Source organism: Helicobacter magdeburgensis (assembly GCF_000765825.2).
In the GTDB taxonomy this organism is placed as follows: domain Bacteria; phylum Campylobacterota; class Campylobacteria; order Campylobacterales; family Helicobacteraceae; genus Helicobacter_C; species Helicobacter_C magdeburgensis.
In genome coordinates this window covers 15,903-38,423 of the sequence record NZ_JRPE02000011.1, presented here as the reverse complement: position 1 = coordinate 38,423, position 22,521 = coordinate 15,903, and the positions used below count along the sequence as shown (strand labels likewise).

The window sequence follows — 22,521 nt, the reverse complement described above, 5'->3', positions numbered from 1 at the left end:
TTTTTATACAATACCGACTTTTTTATAAGGAATGCACTATGAGTTCAATCGCCCTTGCCTTGAAGTATCGTCCAGCGAGTTTTAGCGACTTAGTTGGGCAAAATGCTATCTCTCAAACGCTCTCCCTTGCCCTAGATTCTAAGCATATCTCTCACGCGTATCTTTTTAGCGGACTGCGTGGGAGTGGGAAAACAAGCTCGGCTAGAATCTTTGCTAGAGCATTGGAATGCGAGAGTGGTCCTATCAGCACACCTTGTGGGAGTTGTGCGAGTTGTGTAGCGGCATTAGAAAATCGGCATATAGATATTATTGAAATGGACGCGGCGAGTTCTAGGGGGATTGATGATATTAAAAAGCTTATTGAGCAGACAAAATACCGCCCAAGCTTTGGACGCTATAAGATTTTTATCATAGATGAGGTGCATATGCTAAGCAAAGAAGCGTTTAATGCCCTATTAAAAACGCTTGAAGAACCACCTGAATTTGTAAAATTTATCCTTGCGACAACTGATCCACTTAAGCTCCCTGCGACTATCCTTAGCCGAACGCAACATTTTAGGTTTAAGCAGATTCCCCATAGGCTTGTTGTGGAACATATCACAAGCATCTTAAATAAAGAAGGCGTGAGCTATGAGCAAGAAGCTCTTGAGATGATCGCACGGAGCGGCTCTGGGAGCTTGCGAGATACGCTTACGCTTTTGGATCAAGCTATTATTTTTTGTAAAAATCATATTGAAGTTGCAAGTGTGAGTGATATGCTAGGCATAGTGGATCCGCAGGTTTTGAAGGAGTATTTTCAAGGCATTTTGCACCATCAGCACGATAAAGTCAGTGAGATTTTACAAGTGCTGTATGAATATGAATGCGAGATGATACTTGATGAGATGATGCTCTTTTTGAAAGAGAAGCTTTTACAAAGAGATAGCGACTTTCCGCCTTTGCTGCTAGATAGGTTTGCTAGGATTCTCACAGAATCTAAGAGTTTGTTAAATCTTAACACCGATGGGGCATTTGTGCTTTTGCTCTGTGCGATGAAAATGCAAGAAGCCATAAAGGTAAAAGATATAGAATCTATGATTGAAGAGCTAGAAAATGAGATTTTTGGAGCAAATCAAAATAAGGCGGCAAATCCTACTCTAACGCCACAGAATCTAGCAGTGCAGAATCCGCAGATTCAAAGTGGAGATTCTGCTATGATTCCCACACCGCCAAGCCCCCAAGCTTTTGAAGCTACACAAGCTCCCGCCCAAACACCTTCTTTAGATTCACAAAAAACGCTAGGAGCTTTGCATTTTCAAACCTTGATACAAAAGATTACAGATCGTAATGCCCAGCTAGGCGAGATTTTTGAAAAAAATGTAAAATTTGTGGAGTTCAGCAGAGAAAAATCGCTGTTGCGTTGGCAGAGTGTAGCCCAAGGGGAGCATAAGGAAAAATTGCGTGAGTTTGGCAAGATTATTGTAAGTCTTGTGCGGGAGATTTTTGGAGCAAATACGCATATAGAGCAAGTCCAAGACAATATCCAAGATTCTAACTCACAAGCCACACAGGATTCACAAACGCAGGTTGAAGTTCCACAAGATTCGCAAAGTCCGCAAAATTTGCAGAATCCACAAGCCCAAAGCCCACAAAATCAACAAGAAGGGCTACAAAAATTTACAAGTCAAAATCGTGATGTGATTGAAGCTATTCGCGATAGTGTGGGGATAAAGGAAGTTCTCGTGCAAAATGACAAACAAGATAAGGGCGATGAGAATGCGTGAGCTACAACTCCAAGAAGATGAGCTTTTTAGTCTGTGTGAGATTCTGCAAGAGAATGTAGCTAAATCGCCTATTGTGCTTTTGCGTGGGGAGCTTGGCAGTGGGAAAACAACGCTCGTTCGCTCTTTTGTAGCCTATTGCGGTGGGGATACAAGCGAGGTAAGCTCCCCTACCTTTAGCCTATCACAAGGCTACGAATGTCAAAAATATGGCGTGATTTATCATTATGATATTTATCGCAAGGAGTTAAGTGAAATGCTTGAGCTAGGATTGTTAGAATGCTTAGAGCTTCAAGGGGTGCATTTTGTGGAATGGGGGGGAAATGACTTGCAAACACTGCTTAGACAAAATGGCTTTACGCCCATAAGCATAGACATAAAGCTAGGGCAAAACAATAGAATCTACAGAATCTACAAGGCGGGCGTATGAATAAGCTTACAGCACACAATCTTAGCAAACAGATTAAAAAAACAAAAATCGTGCAAGATGTCTCACTTGAAGTGAGTAGTGGTGAAGTGGTGGGGCTTTTGGGTCCTAATGGTGCGGGGAAAACGACAACTTTTTATATGATTACGGGACTTTTGCACCCAAGCGAAGGCAAAGTAATGCTTAATCACACAGATATTACAAAACTTCCCTTGCATAAGCGTTCAAATCTGGGTATTGGCTACCTGCCACAAGAATCTAGCATTTTTAAGGATTTAAGCGTTGAGGAAAATTTGATGTTAGCGGCTGAAATTAGCATTAAAAGCCCTAAAGATAGGCAGATGAAAATTGAAAGTATGCTAGAAGAGTTTAATATTGAGCCTATCCGTGCGAGAAAGGGCATTAGCCTAAGTGGTGGGGAGAGAAGACGCGTAGAAATTGCTAGAGCGTTAGTTAAAGATCCAAAGTTTATTTTGCTTGATGAGCCTTTTGCTGGGGTAGATCCACGCGCGGTAAGTGATATTCAAAATATTATTTTAAAGCTTACCGAGCTTGGTATAGGGGTGCTGATTACAGATCATAATGTGCGAGAAACGCTATCAGTTTGCTCCCGCACCTATGTGATTAAAAGTGGGGCGTTGCTGGCAAGTGGGAATGCGGAAGAGATTTATGCCAATGAGCTTGTGAGAAAATATTATTTGGGAGAGCATTTTAAAGTATGAGTATAGGAGGGAAATTACGCGGGAATCTGCAGGTTAAAACTCGGCTTTCTACGACTTTAAAAAGCTGGTTGCCGATTTTGCAAAGTGGTGTTACAGAGCTTGAAGAGACACTTAATGCCATTGCAGATGAAAATCCTTATGCAAGTGTGCAAAGTCAAATGACACAAAGCCTGAATGCCAAGACACCTAAAAGGAATAAAGCTCAATCTGGTGGCGTATCTAATGAGCGATTTGAGCAAAATCATATCAGTGAGCAAAGCCTGTATGAAGTGCTTGAATCTCAAATAGATTCTAAGCTTTTTCCTACTAGCTTTTCCCAAAGCATTGCCTTTAAGATTCTAGAAAATATCAATGATGAGGGCTATTTAGATGTGGCTGTGGCTGAACTTGCCTTAGAAATGGGGGTGAGTGAAGGTGAATTTGAAAGAGTAAGACAGCGATTTGCGTATTTAGAGCCTTATGGTGTGGGGGCAAGAGATGTGCTAGAATCTTTTCTTTTTCAGCTTAATCATACTGATTTAGAGGGGGAGAGCTATGAACTTGCAACAAAGGTGATTAGGGACTTGCATAATCACAGCAGGTATAAAAATCACAAAGATTATAATCTTGTGATGAAAACCATTAAGAGTTTTAAAAATCCCCCTGCCATTGAGTTTAGCCCAAGGGAAGCGGAGATTATCCCTGATATTTTTATTTTTGAACGCCTAAAAAGTGATAGTTTGAAAAATACCACTTATGAACTTGAAGTGGCGATTAATGATGCGTATTATCCTAAGATTGTGATTGAAGAGAATTTAAAGCTTAAAGATAAGCAGGGGGCGGAATTTTTAAGAACAAAGCTAAAGGAAGCTAAGGATTTAGTCGATGCGTTAGATATGCGTAAGGCTACAATTTTAAAAATTGCCATTGCGTTGCGTGAAAATCAGTATGATTTCTTTATGGGCGGGGAGATTCGCCCGATGAAGCTAAAAGATATAGCCCAAGATTTGGGCTATGCACCAAGCACGATTTCTCGTGCCATAGCGAATAAATATTTGGAATGCGACAGGGGCATTTTCCCCATAAAAAGCTTTTTTACCGCTGCTATTGATGGGGATACTTCAAATGCGTCAATCAAGGATTTTATTTTGAATCTTGTGAAAAATGAGGATAGAAAAAAGCCTTTGAGTGATTTGAAGATTCTAAAAAATGTAGAAGAGAAGTTTGAGCTAAAAATGGTAAGACGCACCATTACGAAATACCGCCAACAGCTTAATATCGCAAGCTCTAGTGAGCGTAAGAGATTGTATGAAATGAGTGTGTGAGAGTAGGTTAGGATAAAAAGAATGAAACAGAGCAAGATAGATTTATTCTTAGAACTTGCTAAGCCTGATGACAAGGGCTTTTCAAGGTGGGTTAGAGTAAGTGAGTTTGTGGGAGCATACAAGACTTTGCGGCTTGGCAATGGCGGAAGCTGGTGTCGGGCGAGTAGCACTCTAGCTAAAACATATATTGTAGAGTTTGATAAATCGCTCACAAGTGGCAATGCCATTGATGCTATAAGATTGCAAGGATTCAATCCGCAAAAAGCCTTTAATCAAGCTATACGAAAAGATATTAAAGATTTTTACAAAACGCAAAAATGCGTAATGCTAGGCGTTTGCGGTAAGAGTGAAAACACGACAATTGAGATTGATCACAAAGATGGGCGGAAAGATTCTGCTAGAGTGAGTGATTTGCAAAGCCAAAACCTACAAGATTTTCAGCCTTTATGCAAAGCAGCAAATGATATAAAACGCCAAATTTGCAAAACCTGCAAGGAGACAAATACCCGCTGGAGTGCGAAAAATATCAAAGGTAATCCTTATGACTTTTATGCTGGTAATGAGCGATATATTGCCCAAAGTGAAGGTGGGCTAGGCTGTGTGGGCTACTATCAATATGATCCTGTGGCATATCGCAAGGAAAGTGTGAAAAAAATCGCGAAAGAAGCGGCAGACTTTATCTCAAAGAAACTTTATAAAGATTAGAATGAACTACATCGGCTCAAAGCTTAAGCTACTGCCATTTTTGCAACAAAATATAGAATCTACGCTCAAAAAGCATAATGCTAAATCTTTGCAGGATTCTATTTTTTGCGATTTGTTTGCAGGCACAGGGGCTGTGGGTAGGGCTTTTAAATCAAAAGTCAAGCAAGTGATAAGCAATGATAAAGAATATTATAGTTTCGTGCTTAATCAAAACTATATTGCTAATCACACTCCCCTTATTCGTGCAAATGAGCTACTAACAATGCTAAATAACACGCCCTTAAAAAAGGGAAAGATTTTCACACATTATGCCCTTGGTAGCGGGAGTGGGAGGCAGTATTTTAGCGATGAAAATGCGATGAAAATTGATGGGATAAGGGAGAGAATTGCTGCGTGGCGACAAAGTGGGTTTATCAATGAGGCGGAGTTTTATTTTCTCCTTGCTTCACTGCTAGAATCTGCCGATAGCGTGGCAAACACAGCTTGTGTGTATGGGGCGTTTTTAAAAAGCCTTAAAAAAAGTGCGATAAAAGAGCTTGTGCTAAGCCCTGCAGTGTTTGAATCTAGCCACAATAGCCATAAGGTTTTTAACGAAGATTCTCAAAATCTTATCACGCAAATTAGTGGCGATATACTCTACCTTGACCCGCCCTATAATGCTAGGGAATATGGGGCAAATTATCATTTGCTTAATACCATTGCGTTGTATGATGACTTGATTCCAAAGGGTAAAACAGGGCTTAGAGCGTATGAAAAGTCAGCGTGGTGCAAAAAGGGCTGCGTGGAGAATGCGCTTGATTTTTTGCTTCAAAATGCACAGTTTGAATGGATATTTTTAAGCTACAACGATGAGGGACTTTTGAGTTTAGAAAAAATAGAAAAGCTTATGAAAAAATATGGGCGGTATGCTTGTGTCAAGCAGGATTACCAACGCTTTAAAGCAGATTCTATGCGTCAGCAAAAGCAGAGTAAAACTACTGAGTATCTTCATATTTTGCATAAAGCTTAAATTGTGGTGTGTCGCGGATTTAAGCTGCAAAATAAGCCAACTTTTAGCCAAAAAGAGTTACAATCTCACTCTCTTGTGTGCCCTTACTTTTAAGATTGTTTAAAAATAAGGCAACAAAATTCACACATACCAATCCTTGTTAGGTTGTGGGATTCTGCGGATTGTGAGAATCTTGCTAAGGGGTATGGAGGACAAACCAAAACTTTAAGGAGAACCTATGGTAACGATGAAAGATTTATTAGAGTGCGGTGTGCATTTTGGGCATCAAACACGCCGCTGGAATCCAAAGATGAAACGCTTTATCTTTGGCGTGAGAAAAAATATCCACATTATTGACTTACAAAAGACTTTGCGTTATTTCCGCTACACTTACAATATTGTCAAAGAAGCCGCGAGTGAAGGTAAAGTCATTATGTTTGTAGGCACAAAGAAACAAGCAAGCGAGACGCTCAAAGCTTATGCTGAATCTGTGAATGCACCCTATGTGAATTATCGTTGGCTTGGCGGTATGCTTACAAACTTTAGCACGATTAAAAAATCAGTCCGCAAGCTAGAGATTATTGAAGAGATGGAAAATAGTGGGCAGATTGACTTGCTGACTAAGAAAGAAAAGCTAATGCTCCAACGCAAGAAAGAAAAGCTTGATAAATACTTAGGCGGTGTGCGTCATATGAAAAAAGCCCCGGATATGATTTTTGTCATTGATGCGGCGAAGGAAAAAATCGCTGTGGCGGAAGCTAGAAGGCTTGGGATTCCCGTTGTTGCACCGCTTGATACAAACTGCGACCCTGATATGGTGGATTATCCAATTCCGGGCAATGATGATGCAATTCGCTCAATCCAGCTTTTCTGCAAAGAGATAAGTGAGGCGATTTTAGAGGGCAGGGCTGAAAACAAAGACTTGCAAGATGAGCAAGGCGAGGTGATTCCAGCAACTGAATCTGAAAAGCAAGAACTGCTTGATGAAGTGAAAGCCGAAGAAAGCAGCACACAAGAGGAGGCGTAAAATGGCAGATATTCCAGCACAGCTTGTAAAGCAACTCCGCGAGATGACTGACGCGGGAATGATGGATTGTAAAAAGGCACTTGTGGAGACCAATGGCGATTTACAAAAAGCCGTAGAATATCTGCGTGAAAAAGGTTTGAGTAAAGCGGCTAAAAAAGCGGATAGAGTGGCTAGTGAAGGCGTTGTGAGTGTGGAAGTAGCAAGTGATTTTAGCAAAGCAAGTATGATTGAGATAAATTCTGAAACTGACTTTGTGGCTAAAAACGATACATTTAAAGAGCTTGTGGATAGGACAGCAAAGGTGGTGTATGAGAACACACTTTCTTGCACACAGAGCTTGCAAAGTATGAGCGTTGAGGGCGTGAAGTTTGAAGAGTATCTCCAGCAAAATATCGCTAAGATTGGTGAAAATATCGTTGTTAGGCGTGTTACCACGCTAGAAGCAAAGGGCAATGGCATTGTGAATGGCTATGTGCATTCTAATGGGCGTGTGGGTGTGCTGATTGCTATGAAATATGGCAAAGATTCTTCAAAAAATGCCTGTGTGGAACTCGCTAAAAGTATTTGTATGCACGCAGCAGCGATGAAGCCTCAAGTGCTAAGCTATACAGAGCTTGATAGTGAATTTATCCAAAAAGAAAAGGTTGCTATTATCGCTGAATTGAAAAAAGAGAATGAAGAGCTCCAACGACTTGGTAAGCCACTGCATAAGATTCCAGAATACATTAGCCGTAGTGAATTAAATGAATCTGTGCTGAAAGCTAAGGAAACACAATTACGCGAGGATTTAAAAGCTCAAGGTAAGCCAGAGCAGATTTGGGATAAGATTTTGCCCGGTCAAATGGAGCGATTTATCGCTGATAGCACCTTGCTTGATCAAAGAATGACGCTTTTGGGGCAGTTTTATGTAATGGACGATAAAAAGACCATTGCTCAAGTGCTAGATTCTAAATCGCAAGAGTTAGATGATAGCATAGAGATTGTGGAATATGTCCGCTTTGAATTAGGTGAAGGCATTGAGAAAAAAGTAGAGGATTTTGCTGCTGAAGTCGCCGCCCAAATGCAGTAAGCTTTCAACTTCGTATTTATAAAAGCACAAGAAGTTAAGACACTTGTGCTTTCTTTATTTTAGAATCTCACTCAATTCGCTTTGTTTTTTTTGTAAATCACCCATACGCTCGCACCAATATACAATAAACACAAAAAGAGCAGATTTAAAAAATACCCCCAAATACTGCTAAAACTCGCACCCATTTGATTGAGTTCTAAAAGTCCATTAATGCCGTGATAGGCTGGGAGAAAAGCGATAATATCACTCGCCCAAGGGGCAATTTGGGCTTTGGGCCATATAAATCCTAGCAAAAAGACAATAGGCATTGAGGCTAACATAATGATTTGCGTTGAGTAAGCACGCTTGGGTAAGAGTGTGCCAAAAAACACACCAAATGAGGCGGTGGATAAAATAAAACCTATGCTAAAAAGCCAAAAATCAAGAATATGCGCATTGACATTCACGCCATAAAACTCATACGCAAAGCCAAAATAAAATGTAAAAAGCACAACATAAATACAGAAAAATACAAAAATCTTTGATAGCACAATGATAAGTGGATTGGCACTTGCATAGTAGTTTCTCACTCCTTGATTATACTGCTGATTTTGCGTCCCACCGATGATTCCAGCTCCAGCTACAAGCGTTTGGTGTAGGATAAAAATAAGCACGGGAGCTAAAGTGTAGTTAATATAACCCATTGATGGGTTAAAAAGTGGAATAAGGCGTGGGGATAAAATCTCGTGTTCTTCTATTTTGATTGTAAGATTAGCATTAAACGCGCTTATCACATCAGCCGCCGCATTAGCAATAGAGCCATAAATCAGTAAATATGACGCATTTGCCATAATGGATAGAGTGGGTGGAATCTGCTGATAGAGGTGCTTTTCAAAATTATGCGGTATGGTGATAAGCCCATAGATTTGATTAGATTCTATCATCTCTTGGGCAATGCTAGGATTATCTAAAATCTCCACCACCTCCAAATACGGCGAGGCTCTAAAAAAGGTGATAAGCTCTCGCGATGAAGTGGAGCTATCATAATCAATAATGGCGATTTTTTGCTTAGCCACGACATCATTATAATAAGGTGTAGGGTAGAGAAAAAGATAAAAGAGTGAGCCACCAAAAATAATGAGCATTGCCGATACCGAAGTAAAAATGCTCTTTGCTTCAAGCAAAAATATGGAATAAAAATGTCTCACAATGTGATTTCTCTCATATCACCTATGCGGAGAAACTCGCTATGCACACTAAAGACAAGCATTTGCCGATTGGTTTTTATGGCGTTGTTTTCATCATTGACAAGCACAGAGTTAAAAAACGCTTCCAAAGGCTCTTTTAATCTAAAAAGTGTCGTGATTTGAGAATCTGCATCTGCGGTAAATGTTTGAGATTTAAGCGATTTTAGGGCTTGAAAAAGGGCGATTTCTTCGGGGAGTTTGAGTAAAGATTCATCAATATGTGTGGGCTTAATCTCATCGCTTAAAATATTTGCCACACGCTTAAAGAGACTTACCAAAGCTTGTTTATCACTTTTTTCAAAAAACGCATTTAACGCCTTGGCATTGCGGATAATGTTTTTAAGGTTTAGCACCCTTTTGTTATTCACACGTGCCTTTAGCACACTGCGGATAATTGAAGGATTGATTTTCAAAGCCCCCTCTAAGCGTTCAATGAAAAACTGCTCTATGCGTTTGATATCACTTGGTTTATAGCCCCCTGCTTGATAAAGCCTTGGTATATCATAGAGTAAGTCAAAGTCTAAATCATAATGTGTGATGATTTTTATCACACCATTTGCTGCGCGTCTTAGGGCAAAGGGGTCTTTTGAGCCGGTTGGAATCTTATCAATACTAAAAAGGGCAAAAATATTATCAAGCTTAATGCTTAGGGCTAAAATCGCACTTAGAATATGGCTAGGTAGGGCAGAATCTTCACCTGTGGGCAGGTATTGCTCCTTAATGGCAAGAGCAACAAGTGGGTGCATACCAAAACTTTTTGCATAGTAATAGCCCATAACGCCCTGCAACTCGGTAAATTCATATACCATTTCAGTCAGCAAATCAGCCTTAGCATATTTCGTGGCTTGGGTGAGAATCTGCCTTGCTTCATCTTTAGGCGTATCCATTGAATCTAAAGCAGGGGCAAAAGATTCTAAAAGGGCGTTAGCTAGGGCAGATTCACGCTTAGATTTATCAAGCAAAGAGCCTAGATCTTCAACAAAAACAATCTGCTCTAAAAGCTCGGGTGTAAAGCCCTTTTTCAAGTCATTTTCATAGAAAAACATCGCATCAGCAAGTCGTGCTTTTAGCACCTTTTGGTTACCCTGCACGATGGGGCTTAAATCTTTAGCTGTGGAGTTAGACACAAGCACAAAGCCATTATGAAGCACAGAATCTTTATAAGTCGCAAAGTAGCGTTGATTTTCTTTCATAGAAGTAATGATAACTTCACTAGGCAAGGCAAGGAAGCTAGAATCAAAGCTCCCATACGCCGCTCGCGGATATTCTGTAATAGCTACAATCTCATTTAGCAAATCTGTATCAATTTCAACCTTAATCTTATGAGTAGATTCAAGCGTAGCGATTTGGCTAAGGATAAGCTCCTTGCGTTCGTGCTGATTAAGAATGACAAAATTATTTTTTAGCGTATCAAAATACTGCTCTATGGAAGCAATATTAAAAGGCTCAAAGCTCACATCTCTATGCACAAAAGTTTGTGCTACTTTGCCAAAGTGGCGATTAAAGGCATTTACGCAAATGCTTTGCTCCCCTAGTAAAATAAGGATATTTCTCACAGGGCGGATAAAGCTCTGTTCCACATCGCCCCAAAACATACTTTTGCCAAATTGCAATGAATGAAGCCATTCTATCACCATAGATTCTAAAAGGCTAGAAGTTTTCACACCCTTTTGCGTAATAGCATAATACAGCACTTCTTTATTATCTTTTATTCTTGTCTCAAGCTCATAATCAAGGGGCAAATTATTTTTTTTATAAAAGCTCTCTCCGGCTTTGCTTAAGCCCTTTGTTTTATCCCCATCAATGTAGGCAATGCTTAAAGGGGGACCATAAGATTCTATGAGAGAATCTGGCGTGTGAGCTAAAAAGCCCTCTTCATACAACACAAGGCGTCTAGGCGTATAATACAATGTAGGAGTAGAGCTGATATTATGTTTTTTAGCGATATTCTGCCATTTTTGAATAATATGTGGTAGCTCTTTTAGCAAAGGCAGTGCGGGAAGCTCTTCGGTAAGAATCTCAATAAGCAAGGGTAAGTGTGATTTCAAGGATATTCCTTTTTTTAGATATGATTGCGTGATTGTAACGGCATTGTTATTAAAAAGTGATTTAAAAGCGGCAAATTTTGTGAAAAGAAGTGTGAAAATAAGGGAGATTCTGTGAGAAAAGTTTGGTTTTGTATGTTTTGTTTATGCGTTTTTTTGGGTGAGATGAGTGCTTTGCCATTGCATAAGATAGAGGGTAAATGCGTTGAGCCAAAGAAGTTTAATAAAAATCAAAAGCAAGTGATTTTAAAGGCATTCAAATATGGTGCAAAAAGTGGCTTTGGCTACACAATGGCGGCTATTGCGTGGAAGGAATCTTGTGCGGGGGAATATAGGGTAAATTTTGCTGATCCATCAGCGGGAATCTACCACGCACATATTCCGGGCATTATCAAAAAGCATAAGCAAAAGGATTCTGCATTTATGCGGAATATGGTAGGAGAGCTACTTATGCGAGATGATGAGTTTGCTTCACAAACCGCATTAGAAGAGCTAAGCTATTGGCATAAGGTGCGGAAGGGGAATTGGTATGAAGTCATAAAGTCTTATAACAAAGGCTTTAGCTGGGAAAAGGACAAGGAGCGGGATAAAATGGCACAGGCGTATTTTGAAGATGTCGCAAAGCGAGTAAAGGAGCTGCAAGGCTATATTCCAAAAGTGAGTTCAAGTACAGCACGCCTTGCTAAGAAAGATTATGCAGTAGAGTTTCTAAACACCGCTACACAAGCTGTGTTGAGCGAGAAAAACGCCAAAATCAAAGATTCTGTGGCAGATTTTAGGCAAAATCACAAAAGCATAGAAAGTAAGGATAGAGAAAGGTTTGTTATTTTGGAGGAGTAGGGTTGATGTTTTATTGTTTGCTCAAGCAGGATTCTAGGTTATATTTGCTGTCCTAGAATCCTGAATGAAGAAATTTGTTAAGATTAGATTCTTGCCACGCCACTTGCGATTGCCGCATCTGCTACGGCTTTGCTTACTACTTCATCAAGTCGCTCATCAAAGGCTGAGGGGATTATGTATTCCTTGCCAAAGCTCACTTTTTGCTTTAAAAGTTCTTCAAGTTTTTGTGTGATTGGCTCTCGTGCAAGATTTGCTATCGCTCTAGCAGCGGCAAATTTCATCTCTTCATTAATCTTACTTGCTCTCACTTTTAACGCACCTTTGAAAATATAAGGGAAGCCTAGCACATTATTAATTTGGTTTGGAAAATCACTGCGTCCAGTAGCAACAATCGCATCAGGTCTTGCTTTTTTCACAACTTCTGGCATAATCTCGGGTGTGGGGTTACTGAGAGCAAAGATAAGCGGAGATTCATTCATACCCATAATGTCTTCTGCCTTTAACAAATCCCCTTTTGATAGCCCAAGTAGCACATCTGCCCCATTTAACGCATCTTTATAAGAGCTATAATGCCCCTTACAAGCAAACTCTCTTTTTAACGCATTTAAATCAGTTCTATCCTCTGTAATCGCCCCTTTAGAATCAAACATCACAAGATTCTTAACCCCAAGGGCTTTATACATCTTAGCACAAGCCACTGCCGCTGCCCCCGCACCAAAGACAACGACTTTAATCTCTTCTACCTTTTTATTCACCAAGTGTAAAGCATTAATAATCGCTGCGGTTGAGATGATTGCTGTGCCGTGCTGATCATCGTGCATTACAGGAATATCAAGCTCTTCAATCAAACGCCTTTCAATCTCAAAACACTCCGGAGCCTTAATATCTTCAAGGTTAATGCCCCCAAAAGTAGGGGAAATCGCCTTGACAACGCTCACAAACTTATCCACATCTTTTTCATTCACTTCAATATCAAAGGCATCAACTCCGGCAAAAGTTTTAAATAAAATCGCCTTGCCCTCCATTACAGGCTTACTTGCCATTGCCCCTATATCGCCAAGCCCAAGCACCGCTGTGCCATTACTAATAACAGCTACAAGGTTGCTCTTTGATGTGTAATCATACGCACTTAAAGGTTCAGCTTCTATCTGCTTGCAAGGCACAGCGACACCGGGCGTGTAGGCAAGCCCTAGCTCATCAATGGAGCGTAAGCGTTTGCGTGGTTGTGTGGTAACTTTACCGCCGATATGGTAGGGAAGAGCTTTTGGATAGGCTGCTTTGAGAGTTTGTAAATTCATAGGAGATCCTTTGGGAGAATATCAATGTAAAAAGCAATTTTTAGCACTTTTTTACAAATAAAGCATAAAGTTTTACGATTTTTGAGTTTTTCTTTTAGAATCTTTATAATCCACTTACAATCCGCCAAAACGCCTTTGTCGTTGGCTAAACTCGCTTAAAAGAGAATCTAGCTCATTAGCAGTAAAATCTGGCCAAAGTGTGGGTGTGAAAAATAGCTCGGCGTAACTTGCCTGCCAAAGTAAAAAGTTTGAGATTCTTTTTTCCCCGCCGGTGCGGATAAGCATATCTACATTAGGGAGTGTGGCGGTATCAAGGTTGGCATTGATAAGCTCTATAACTTCCTGTGCGGTAAGCTTACTTAGCCTTTGAGCTTGGGAGTTAGCAAGTTTAAGAAAAGTGCGGGCAATTTCATTATGTGAGCCATAATTTAGAGCTAGAATCTGCGTTAAATTTGTATGATTTTGCGTTAAATGCTCCAACTCAAAAATGGCATTTTTAAGTGGCGTGCTAAAGGCGTCAATGTCGCCAATGACACGAAATCTAATGTTATTTTTGATATAAGTTGCCCTTTCTTCTTTGAGATATTTTTCTAAAAGTTTCATAAGATAGTCTATCTCCATTTTTGGACGCTTCCAATTCTCTGTGGAAAAGGCATAGAGTGTGAGAAATGGAATCTTTTGGCTGGCACACCATTGCGTGATTTCCCGCACAACCTTTGCACCCTCTTTATGTCCTTGTGTGCGTTTTTTACCCTGCTGCTTTGCCCAACGCCCATTGCCGTCCATTATAATGGCGATATGCTGGGGCAGGGCATTATTAAGATTCATTATTTTGTCCTTTTGCTGTATTTTCTTGTGGGAGTTTGCGGAGTAAGGAGGCGGGATTGCCCGCATAGATTCCACTTTGTGTGATAGAGCGTGTAACAACCGCTCCTGCCCCAATCACCACATTATCACAAATATTTACAGGTAAAATTGTGGCATTTGAGCCAATGCTGACATTATTACCAATGCGTGTGCCTTCCCACAAATCTTTACTTTGAGCTGGGAAGCCTTCAGTAAATCTATCATTTATAAACATTACCCCGTGTCCTATGAAGCAATCCTGCCCTATCTCCACAAGGGAGCAAATAAAGCTATGTGATTGAATCCGCGTTCTCCTGCCGATTTTAACTTGGCTTTGAATCTCACAAAATGGTCCCACAAACACATCATCTTCTAGTGTGCAGTCATACAAATTGCTAGGGCTAACAACCTTGACATTTTTACCATAGCTTACATTTTTAAGCCCGGAGTGTAGAATCTGCATTTAGTCCCTTAGCTTTTGAAGTTGAGATTCTATCTCTCTTAATTGCAAGGCGTAGTCTTGAATCTTAGTAAAAGTCTTTTGACTATTTTGTGTGAAATCACGCGGAATGGGGAGATTCTCTAAATCATTTGGGTTAAGTGCGCCAAGTCGCTCATAAATGTTGCCTAGAGCCTTTTGCCCTTTATGCGAAAAAAGATAGCAATAAATCCCTATGGCAATATCCGTGCTTGGAGCGCGAAGTACGACTATGCCTGCATTTGCCACGATAATGTGCCTTTTAGCTTCAGGGCTAAGAATGGTGAATTTTGGCGTATTGCCACGCAAAGAAATGGCTATGTCATAGGGCTTTAAAGCATATTTTTGAATCTTAGTTTTATCGCCTTTAAAGCGTTGAGTGGAAAACTCATCGCAAAATCCAAACTCCGCAAAATCCGCCACGCCCAAATCAAAAAAGGTGATTTTTTCATCTTTTGGACTACCATAGACACGCTGTCCGCGGAAAATGCTTACTTGCAAGTCTTTAAGATATAAGCTATCTGCCACTTCTTGCTTTGGCTTATGCAGATAATATCCCACGCTTAAATCGTGCGGATTAATCTGCTTTAATGGCGTTAGAGTGGAATGCTCACTTGTAGCTTTGTGCTTATAAAGGGCAAGGAGTGAGCTAAGATTGATAAGGCGGTTATATTTGCCATCTCTGCGGTAGAAATGTGGTGTGTTGGCATTAATATGCAAAATAGAATCATTATTTTGTGAAAGCACAATGATTGAAAAATCCTGCGTTTGGTGGGGAAAGATGTTTTTAGGCAGCTCAATTATGGCTTCAATCAGCCTATCTTCACAAAGCTTTTCACGCAAACGCCCTTCAAGCGAGGACTTAAGCAGGGTTTGAGTGCGGAGAATAAACACGCCTTTATCCTTAAGGTGCGAGAGAGAATGGATAAGGAAAAGCAATTCTGGGTAGGTTTTAATGAGTGTTTCATAAGAAGAAAAGCGTTCATCTTCTTTGAGAAATTTTGTGCCTACGTGGCTATCAAGCGGGGGATTGCAAATGATCTTATCAAACTTATGATGTTTAAATTGTGCGTTTGTGAGAATATTATTTAGCACGAGATGTTGGGGGCTAAGACTTAGAATCTTGCAAGTAATTTTGGCGATTTTTGCTAAAGTAGATTCTAGCTCTTCGCCATAAAGTTCTACATTTTTGGCGTGATTGCAAATGGCAAAAAACAAGCTCCCCATACCATAGCAGGGATTATATACGCTCTCTGTCTCTTTAATATCTAAGATTCCTACAAGCAGTTCATTAATCTCTAGTGGCGTAGAGTAGGAAAAAAGCTTGTGGGTTGTCTTTTTTTGCGTAATGATATGCAAAAACTCTTCAATAACGCTATTTGTGATGGTTTGTGCGTGAATGACTTTGAGAATCTTTAAAAGATTCGCATTTGGATTAAGAGGGGTGTAAAGCTCTGCTCCAAAGGCTTCTTGCAGAGCTTGAGAGAAGCTCTCATAAATAGGCTTGCGTTTATTAGCAAGAATGATAAGAGATTCTATAAATGGGGCAGAGTAGCGTTTCAGCCAAAAAAACTCAAGCATAACCGCGATAGAATCTAGCATATCAGTGTGATAGCGTTTGATGTATTCAAAACAATTTAGCAGCTCTTTTGACGCGTGAGAATCTGGCATATATGCTCCTAAGTGGTGTGAAAATATATTTTTAGAATCTAAGCACGCACAGCAAGTTTTGTAATGGCTTCAGTATTAAGATCGTCCATATGACTTTTCATTACTTTAGAATACATATCTACAAGGCGATTTGTCTCTATGAGAGAACTCATCTCTAGCACGGCATTGACATTACTTTTTTCTAAAAATCCTTGTGCAATCATAGCACTATTTTGCATAATATCGCGTTCATCTAGTCTATCTTGTGGATATTCATAAAGATTTTTGCCAACTTTTTTAAGATAACGCGGATTTTCAAAGCCCACAACGGCCAACGCACCGATGTTGATTTGCTCCGCAATAGCATCATTATTGATATTTCGCAAGTAGAGATTGCCATTGTTGTCGCTCTCTAAGTGCATTCCTGTGGGGATAATAATGCCTTCTTGTGAATCTAGCCCATCGCGACTTAGCACAAGGTGTCCATCTTTATTGACTAAGTGTCCATCATTGTCTATATTAAAGTTGCCATCGCGTGTGTAGCGGATACCATCAGGCGTTTTAATCACAAAAAAGGCATTATCCCTTTGCAGGGCAAAATCAAGCGGATTGTCCGTTTGGGCTAGGCTGCCTACACTTCTATCGGTATATTCTTCACTGATAATTGGCACACGATTCATCGTGCGGTTAAGAAACTTAGCGGCTTTGCGTGTGTGGTCTTCAATAGGGAGTTGTTCTTTGTGTGTTTCAAACAATCGCAAATAATCACCAATAACCACATCATCGCGTTTGAATCCTGTGGTGTTGAGATTAGCAAGGTTATTTGAGATGAGATCAAGCCTACTGAATTGCGTTACCATACCGCCGGTGGTGTTGTAATATCCACTTTGCATACTTTAGCCTTTTATAGAGAATCTAAAGTAAAAAAGCAAAAGATATTCCGTAATTTTATTTAGGCTCTTTTATCGGTTTTTGGCATTTAGATGGTATGTATTTTTTGAAAAAGAAAATACATACAACTTATAGCAAAAGAGATAAGAAAAGCAAACATAAAAGCCTTGAAAAATTGCTTATACTTCATCTTATTGTCCCATTTGTGGGGTATCACTTTTAAGTTTGCCCCCCTTAGAATCTTATTTGAAAAGATTGTTGAGTAGTTTCCCCGCACCCTCTTTTATCTTATCATCTTTTATATATTTATCTATGGCTTGTTCTGCTCCCTTGCTTAGAGCCTTACTCGCTTCAGCTTTGATCAAATCACTCGCATCAATGCTAAGACTTGGCGAGGCGAGATTGTCCCTTGCTTTAAGATAAATATATTTATCTTTGATTTGGAATTTTATATCCGCATTAATCTTGCCCTTTTCTGTATCAATACTCGCCCCTTGTGCGTAAATGGCGGTATTATTACTTTTTAGCCCTATATCTGTGGTGATAAGCTTTTTGTCAATGGTGGCATTAAGTCCGGCATCTTCGTATGCTTCTTTTGTAATATCAGTTTTAAGGTATTTTTCTGCGAGTTGTGTAATTTCATTTGGCATAAGCTTACCATTGCTTAAAACCGCTTTAAGTGTGCCTTTTTCTGTAAGCGTGTCATAGTTAAAATCCCCACTCATATTTGAGCTAAACACAGGCTTAAGTTGAGCGATACTAAAAAGCTTGAGCGTATTGACATCTTTGAGCGAGGCTATGAGCTTATTATGATCAAGTTTAGCATCAATGCTTCCGCCAAGGGATTGTGTGCTAAAGTCCGCATATAGCGTGTCTTTAAGCTTTGCTGTGCCTTGAGCTTTAAAATCCCCTGCGAGTTCCATACCGGTAAGGAATTTAAGCTTTTTAAGATTTGGGATAGTGGCAACATAGGGGACAACAAAGCTAGAATCTTTAAGGTTGATTTGGGTTTTAGCAAGATTAAGATTAGCAATATCTGAATCTAGCTTTGAGTTTGCCTCTCCTATGCCTTGTTTTAGCACCACGCCTGAAGTGAGATTGAATTTCGTATTTGGCATATCAAGGTCAAATTCCTTTTTCATCACCGCATTATTTGTTGTGCCTGTAAGCGTAAGATCTGTCTTTGAACTCAAGCCTTTATCAAGCTCACTTACAACCGCATTGAGATTTAATCTCATATCCGCATATCGTGGCATATAAATCATCCAAAGCAATGTATCAAGCTTTAAATTACTTACTTGTGCTTTAATAGTATCTGGGGCTAGGTTTTTTAGCAGGGCTTCATAGCTTGTGTTTGAACTTGCGATATTTGAGTTGCCTTTAATCTCTAAAGATTCCATTCCACCTTTCACTTCGCCCTTTGTATTAAAGCTCCCGCGTATAGGCATACTAAAAAGCGGCGTAAAAGCGGATAAATCGCTCAAATCTACTGCATAGCTTGTATTTGTGCTAAGAGTTTTAAGGAGCGTTTGTCCGCTTGAGTGGATATTGCCAATATTGCCATTGAAGCTAAAGTCGTGATTAAGCTTATCCATATCAAAAAGGGCATTAAGTGTAGTTACAAAAGTCGTCTTTGGCACATCTATATCAAAATCTTTTTTAATCAGTGTGCTATCCACCAAGCCTTGAGCGATTTGTAAAAGCGCATTGCCATTAAAGTTCATATTTTGATCGCCTTTAATGTCCGCTTCAAGGCTAAGTGAGCCACTCGCATAAGGCTTTATCCCAGCCATTGCAAGAAACTCTTTAATCTGTGCGTCTTTAATGTTTGCCAAAATGGCTGTAGGTGTAAAATCCTGCAAGGTAACGCGAATATCGGTAAAAGACTTTGCAATGTCGCTTGTAGTATTGACTTCAAGATGTTCTAGGGAGCCTTTTGCCGTTGTATTAATCACAAATGAGCCTTGCAGGGGCGTATCTACAAGCTCACCTAGCACGGCAATATCTCGTGCATCAACTTTGAGGGCTACATCAAGCGTTTGAGAAAAGAGTGAAAAATCCCCACCAAGTGTGATGATGATAGCATCATTATGTGCGATTTTAAGCTCAACACTTGAGATTCCAAGCGAGAACTTTTCTAAATCAAGTTTGATAGGTGCATATTTATCAATCTGCCCTTGAATAATGGGCTTAAGCAAAGCATTGCCCGGTGGTGTGAAAAGCACGCAAAAAATAAGCACAAATAAAGCTAGGATAATCCCCAAAATCCAAAGGACAAATTTTTTCATACACATCTCCTTAAGGCATAAATTGCAAAGTGCGGATTCTACAATGAGTTTGGTAAGCTTTTGCTTTGTGAATAATCCAAAACAGAATCTTTAAGCTCCGTGTTTATATCTTTGGCATTTCAAGTTTTCTGTTTCTACTTGCTACAAGGATAAACACAAAGATTCCAATCACCATAATCTTTACCCACAATGGCACAGGCACAGGATCTCCAGCAGCATAGCTATGCATTCCACTAAGATAGAAATTCACCCCAAAATAAGTCATTAACACAGAGAAGAATCCCACCACTGAAGCGCTTGCAAAGACAAAAGGCAGATTTGTTTTCACCACAAATCTTAAGTGTAAAATAATCGCATACACGCCAATGCTGATTAATGCCCAAGTCTCCTTAGAATCCCAGCCCCAATATCGCCCCCAAGATTCATTTGCCCAAACACCCCCTAGGAAGTTCCCCACAGTGAGTAAAAATAGCCCTAATATCATCGCCATTTCATTTAAAGCACTTAGCGATAAAATAGAGCTATCAATGCGTTCTTTGGTGTTGTTTTTCTGTGTAAATTTATCACTCCTTAGCACAAACATAAATAGTGTAATAAGCCCTAACATAAAGCATAATCCTAAGAATCCATAACTTGCCGTGATAACAGAGACGTGGATATTAAGCCAATAGGATTTTAAAACTGGCACGAGATTGCCAATTTGTGGATCCATAAAGCCAAGATGAGCCACAAAAAGCGTGATTCCAGCCATAAAGCTAGACGCACTCAAAGCTAGATTAGAATGCCTAAAAAACACCACTCCAGAAGTAATCGCTGCCCACGCAATATAGAGCATAGATTCATAGGCATTGCTCCACGGAGCGTGTTCGCTCACATACCACCGCAACGCCAAGCCACAAGTATGCAAGACAAAAAGCAGGAATAAAAGTGTATAAAAGATTTTATGTGTGCGGGGTTTGAGTGGAGCATTTTTTATAATAGAATACAGCACGATGAAAAATAGCACAATACTAAGGATTAAATAGGGATAAGTGAGCTGATGAAAGGGATTGTAAGTATTGAGCCAAATTTCAGAATCTACCTTTGTTTCACTTATGAGCGTTGCCCCACCATTTTCTTTTTGGATTCTATCAATCTCTTCTAGGGCTTTGTGTGCCTCTTGCCAATTATTAGAATCTAGCCCCATTTGCATACCCTCCGCAAAGCCCTTATACACCTGCATAAGAGTCTTAGCCTTTTGCATATTGCCTTCTGCCACAGCCGAGCTAATGGCTTCAAGTGGGTAGAGCCATTGATTGTTTGGGGTTTTGCTATCAGGGAATATTCTAAGCACTTGCCCAGTATAGATTAAAAACGCATAGTTAATTTTTTCATCTACACTGATAACATCTTTTTCAAATGTATCACGCAAGGCTGGGTTTTTAAGATTTGCCGCTTCTACATAGTTTTGGAGGATATATTGCCCCTTTGGACTAAAGACATCAACATAGGCGATATATTTTTGATTTTCATCTACGCCCAGAATCTGCCTAAGCTTAGGCGATTTGGTCGCTATCATTTGGATAGTTTGCCACTCTTGTGGATAGAAAATCATACCTAAGAAAATTTGCGTAGGATTTAAATCTAAAAATGTGCTTTTTTGCGTGAGTTTATGGATATATTCATCAGCTAGAGTGTGAATGGGCTTTGTGCGTCCGCCAAAATCCTGCACTAAAATCTTATCAAATTGCTTTGCTAGACTTGAAGCATTTTTGAGTGATTGTATCATCGTAGGAATGTCTTGTAGATTCTCATTTTGGGCTTGTTTGGGAGTAAAGCTAGAATCTTGTGTTGCTATCTCATCGGCATTTGAAGCATTAGGCAGGGCATAAGTGTGCGTTGGCAAAGTAAAAAAGCTAAAGGCACAAAATAAAGCAATAGATAAAAATTGCTGTGTTTTTAAGAATCTCCCTAGGCTTAAAAAGCGTCCATTTTTATCAAAAAGTAGCCATAAAACGCCAAGGATAAGCATTGTATAGCCTATGTAAGTGGGCGTTTTGCCCGGGTCGTTATTCACCGATAGAATTGAGCCTTTTTCATCTGGGTGATAGGAGCTTTGGAAAAAGCGATAGCCACCATAATCAAGGACATTATTCATAAAGATTCTAAATAGGAATGGCGGTTTGTCCCCATCAAGCACTGCTACTTGTGAAGCATAGGAAGCTGGAGAGTGTGAGCCCGGATAACGCTCAAGCTCAAAGTTTAAAAGTTTCAGTGAAAAAGACAGGGCAATAGCATCTGTCCCCCACGCAAGGAGAATGGTATAGTCATCTTCGCGTAGCAAGGTAATGCTTTCTTTACTAGGGGTGCTATCGCCATCACGCAGGATAAGCGTTTCAAAATCTTTATCTAAAAACTTTATGTTGGCTTGTAAAACATAGCGTCCCATAGGAGAATCTTCCCTACTTAGACTGCCTGTGGCAATTTCTAAAGGTTTATCAAAAAAGCTAAAGGTTTGCTTAATGGGGCGGTTAATCTTATCATCAATGTAAGTTGGGATTCTAATATGCTCTACTTCACCTTGGGGATTTTTCACTTGTATAAAGATATAATGTGTGTTTGTAGTGATAGTATTAGCACTCTCCCCTTCTCGCAAACTCATAAGTCCCTCAAATCCATAATACCGCGTGATTCCAGCTCCTATGATGATAACGATAAATGAGCTGTGTAAAAGCAGTGAAGCGTATTTCTTTCTCTGCCACGCTTTTGAAGTGATAAAACAGCCAATAAGGCAAAGAGTAAGCCAAAGATGTAAAATCTCAAACCAAAACGCATCATACACCCAAAATCGTGCCGCAAGTGTGCCATCAAACTTTTCAATAAAAGTTGCAATGCCACAAGCAGTAGCGTATAAAGCGATGAGTAATAAAACCATTTTCATAGAACAAAAAAGTGTTTTAAGAAGTTGCATATTTGCT

At 39.8% G+C, this 22,521-nt stretch carries 18 protein-coding genes; 9 read left to right on the top strand and 9 right to left on the bottom strand.

The genetic code is table 11. The annotated features are described in order from the left end of the window. Positions 1-38: 38 nt before the first annotated feature. From LS74_RS07880 to tsf, 8 genes are all read left to right on the top strand, one after another. Positions 39-1,763: a DNA polymerase III subunit gamma/tau gene (locus tag LS74_RS07880; RefSeq protein WP_034584984.1), complete on the top strand. Its 1,725-nt coding sequence runs from the start codon at positions 39-41 to the stop codon at positions 1,761-1,763. Further along, positions 1,729-2,190 carry a tRNA (adenosine(37)-N6)-threonylcarbamoyltransferase complex ATPase subunit type 1 TsaE gene (tsaE, locus tag LS74_RS07875; RefSeq protein WP_236096872.1) on the top strand — a complete coding sequence of 154 codons (462 nt, stop codon included), beginning with the start codon at positions 1,729-1,731 and terminating at the stop codon, positions 2,188-2,190. Before LS74_RS07880 ends, tsaE begins: the two co-directional genes overlap by 35 nt. Continuing rightward, the gene (lptB, locus tag LS74_RS07870) at positions 2,187-2,909 is read left to right on the top strand and encodes an LPS export ABC transporter ATP-binding protein (RefSeq protein ID WP_034584979.1); all 723 of its coding nucleotides are present in this window, start codon (positions 2,187-2,189) and stop codon (positions 2,907-2,909) included. The genes tsaE and lptB overlap by 4 nt, the downstream gene beginning before the upstream one ends. Further along, on the top strand, positions 2,906-4,213 hold the full coding sequence (locus LS74_RS07865; RefSeq protein WP_034584977.1) for an RNA polymerase factor sigma-54: 1,308 nt from the start codon (positions 2,906-2,908) through the stop codon (positions 4,211-4,213). The genes lptB and LS74_RS07865 overlap by 4 nt, the downstream gene beginning before the upstream one ends. Before the next feature lie 21 nt (positions 4,214-4,234). Then, positions 4,235-4,918 carry a restriction endonuclease NlaIII gene (locus tag LS74_RS07860; RefSeq protein ID WP_034584974.1) on the top strand — a complete coding sequence of 228 codons (684 nt, stop codon included), beginning with the start codon at positions 4,235-4,237 and terminating at the stop codon, positions 4,916-4,918. A gap of 1 nt (position 4,919) precedes the next feature. Then, positions 4,920-5,927, top strand: a complete 1,008-nt coding sequence (locus tag LS74_RS07855) for a DNA adenine methylase (RefSeq protein ID WP_034584971.1) — start codon at positions 4,920-4,922, stop codon at positions 5,925-5,927. Between the two features lie 217 nt (positions 5,928-6,144). Next, positions 6,145-6,933, top strand: coding sequence for a 30S ribosomal protein S2 (gene rpsB, locus LS74_RS07850; protein ID WP_034584968.1), 789 nt, complete (start codon positions 6,145-6,147; stop codon positions 6,931-6,933). A 1-nt stretch (position 6,934) separates the two neighbouring features. Continuing rightward, on the top strand, positions 6,935-8,002 hold the full coding sequence (gene tsf / locus LS74_RS07845) for a translation elongation factor Ts (RefSeq protein ID WP_034584966.1): 1,068 nt from the start codon (positions 6,935-6,937) through the stop codon (positions 8,000-8,002). Between the two features lie 71 nt (positions 8,003-8,073). Here the strand turns inward: tsf and LS74_RS07840 are convergent, their stop codons facing one another. Together LS74_RS07840 and glyS are read right to left on the bottom strand one after the other, a co-directional pair. Next, positions 8,074-9,189 (bottom strand): ABC transporter permease, encoded by a 1,116-nt coding sequence (locus tag LS74_RS07840; protein WP_034584963.1) that lies wholly within the window; start codon positions 9,187-9,189, stop codon positions 8,074-8,076. Beyond that, a complete protein-coding gene (glyS, locus tag LS74_RS07835; protein WP_034584960.1) occupies positions 9,186-11,276 on the bottom strand; it encodes a glycine--tRNA ligase subunit beta in 2,091 nt (696 codons plus the stop codon). The genes LS74_RS07840 and glyS overlap by 4 nt, the downstream gene beginning before the upstream one ends. A gap of 111 nt (positions 11,277-11,387) precedes the next feature. Here glyS and LS74_RS07830 point away from each other — a divergent pair, with 111 nt between their 5' ends. Continuing rightward, entirely contained in the window at positions 11,388-12,113 is a 726-nt protein-coding gene (locus tag LS74_RS07830) for a hypothetical protein (RefSeq protein WP_034584957.1), read from the top strand. An 83-nt stretch (positions 12,114-12,196) separates the two neighbouring features. Here LS74_RS07830 and LS74_RS07825 read toward each other — a convergent pair whose 3' ends face one another. The 7 genes from LS74_RS07825 to ccsA form a co-directional block, all read right to left on the bottom strand. Then, positions 12,197-13,411 (bottom strand): malic enzyme-like NAD(P)-binding protein, encoded by a 1,215-nt coding sequence (locus tag LS74_RS07825; RefSeq protein WP_034584954.1) that lies wholly within the window; start codon positions 13,409-13,411, stop codon positions 12,197-12,199. A 114-nt stretch (positions 13,412-13,525) separates the two neighbouring features. Beyond that, a complete protein-coding gene (locus tag LS74_RS07820) occupies positions 13,526-14,239 on the bottom strand; it encodes a di-trans,poly-cis-decaprenylcistransferase (RefSeq protein ID WP_034584951.1) in 714 nt (237 codons plus the stop codon). Continuing rightward, a complete protein-coding gene (locus tag LS74_RS07815; RefSeq protein ID WP_034584948.1) occupies positions 14,229-14,720 on the bottom strand; it encodes an acyltransferase in 492 nt (163 codons plus the stop codon). The genes LS74_RS07820 and LS74_RS07815 overlap by 11 nt, the downstream gene beginning before the upstream one ends. After that, positions 14,721-16,406 (bottom strand): N-6 DNA methylase, encoded by a 1,686-nt coding sequence (locus LS74_RS07810; protein ID WP_034584945.1) that lies wholly within the window; start codon positions 16,404-16,406, stop codon positions 14,721-14,723. Positions 16,407-16,444: 38 nt separating this feature from the next. Then, entirely contained in the window at positions 16,445-17,278 is an 834-nt protein-coding gene (locus LS74_RS07805) for a flagellar hook-basal body protein (RefSeq protein ID WP_034584942.1), read from the bottom strand. 240 nt (positions 17,279-17,518) lie between these two features. Next, positions 17,519-19,564, bottom strand: coding sequence for a hypothetical protein (locus LS74_RS07800; RefSeq protein ID WP_034584938.1), 2,046 nt, complete (start codon positions 19,562-19,564; stop codon positions 17,519-17,521). A 103-nt stretch (positions 19,565-19,667) separates the two neighbouring features. Continuing rightward, positions 19,668-22,514 (bottom strand): cytochrome c biogenesis protein CcsA, encoded by a 2,847-nt coding sequence (ccsA, locus tag LS74_RS07795; protein WP_034584935.1) that lies wholly within the window; start codon positions 22,512-22,514, stop codon positions 19,668-19,670. Positions 22,515-22,521 lie beyond the last annotated feature (7 nt).

Coding starts and splice junctions, on each gene's coding strand:
- LS74_RS07880 (WP_034584984.1), top strand. CDS start 39: ATGAGTTCAATCGCCCTTGCCTTGAAGTATCGTCCAGCGAGTTTTAGC.
- tsaE (WP_236096872.1), top strand. CDS start 1,729: ATGACAAACAAGATAAGGGCGATGAGAATGCGTGAGCTACAACTCCAA.
- lptB (WP_034584979.1), top strand. CDS start 2,187: ATGAATAAGCTTACAGCACACAATCTTAGCAAACAGATTAAAAAAACA.
- LS74_RS07865 (WP_034584977.1), top strand. CDS start 2,906: ATGAGTATAGGAGGGAAATTACGCGGGAATCTGCAGGTTAAAACTCGG.
- LS74_RS07860 (WP_034584974.1), top strand. CDS start 4,235: ATGAAACAGAGCAAGATAGATTTATTCTTAGAACTTGCTAAGCCTGAT.
- LS74_RS07855 (WP_034584971.1), top strand. CDS start 4,920: ATGAACTACATCGGCTCAAAGCTTAAGCTACTGCCATTTTTGCAACAA.
- rpsB (WP_034584968.1), top strand. CDS start 6,145: ATGGTAACGATGAAAGATTTATTAGAGTGCGGTGTGCATTTTGGGCAT.
- tsf (WP_034584966.1), top strand. CDS start 6,935: ATGGCAGATATTCCAGCACAGCTTGTAAAGCAACTCCGCGAGATGACT.
- LS74_RS07825 (WP_034584954.1), bottom strand. CDS start 13,411: ATGAATTTACAAACTCTCAAAGCAGCCTATCCAAAAGCTCTTCCCTAC.
- LS74_RS07820 (WP_034584951.1), bottom strand. CDS start 14,239: ATGAATCTTAATAATGCCCTGCCCCAGCATATCGCCATTATAATGGAC.
- LS74_RS07815 (WP_034584948.1), bottom strand. CDS start 14,720: ATGCAGATTCTACACTCCGGGCTTAAAAATGTAAGCTATGGTAAAAAT.
- LS74_RS07810 (WP_034584945.1), bottom strand. CDS start 16,406: ATGCCAGATTCTCACGCGTCAAAAGAGCTGCTAAATTGTTTTGAATAC.
- LS74_RS07805 (WP_034584942.1), bottom strand. CDS start 17,278: ATGCAAAGTGGATATTACAACACCACCGGCGGTATGGTAACGCAATTC.
- LS74_RS07800 (WP_034584938.1), bottom strand. CDS start 19,564: ATGAAAAAATTTGTCCTTTGGATTTTGGGGATTATCCTAGCTTTATTT.
- ccsA (WP_034584935.1), bottom strand. CDS start 22,514: ATGCAACTTCTTAAAACACTTTTTTGTTCTATGAAAATGGTTTTATTA.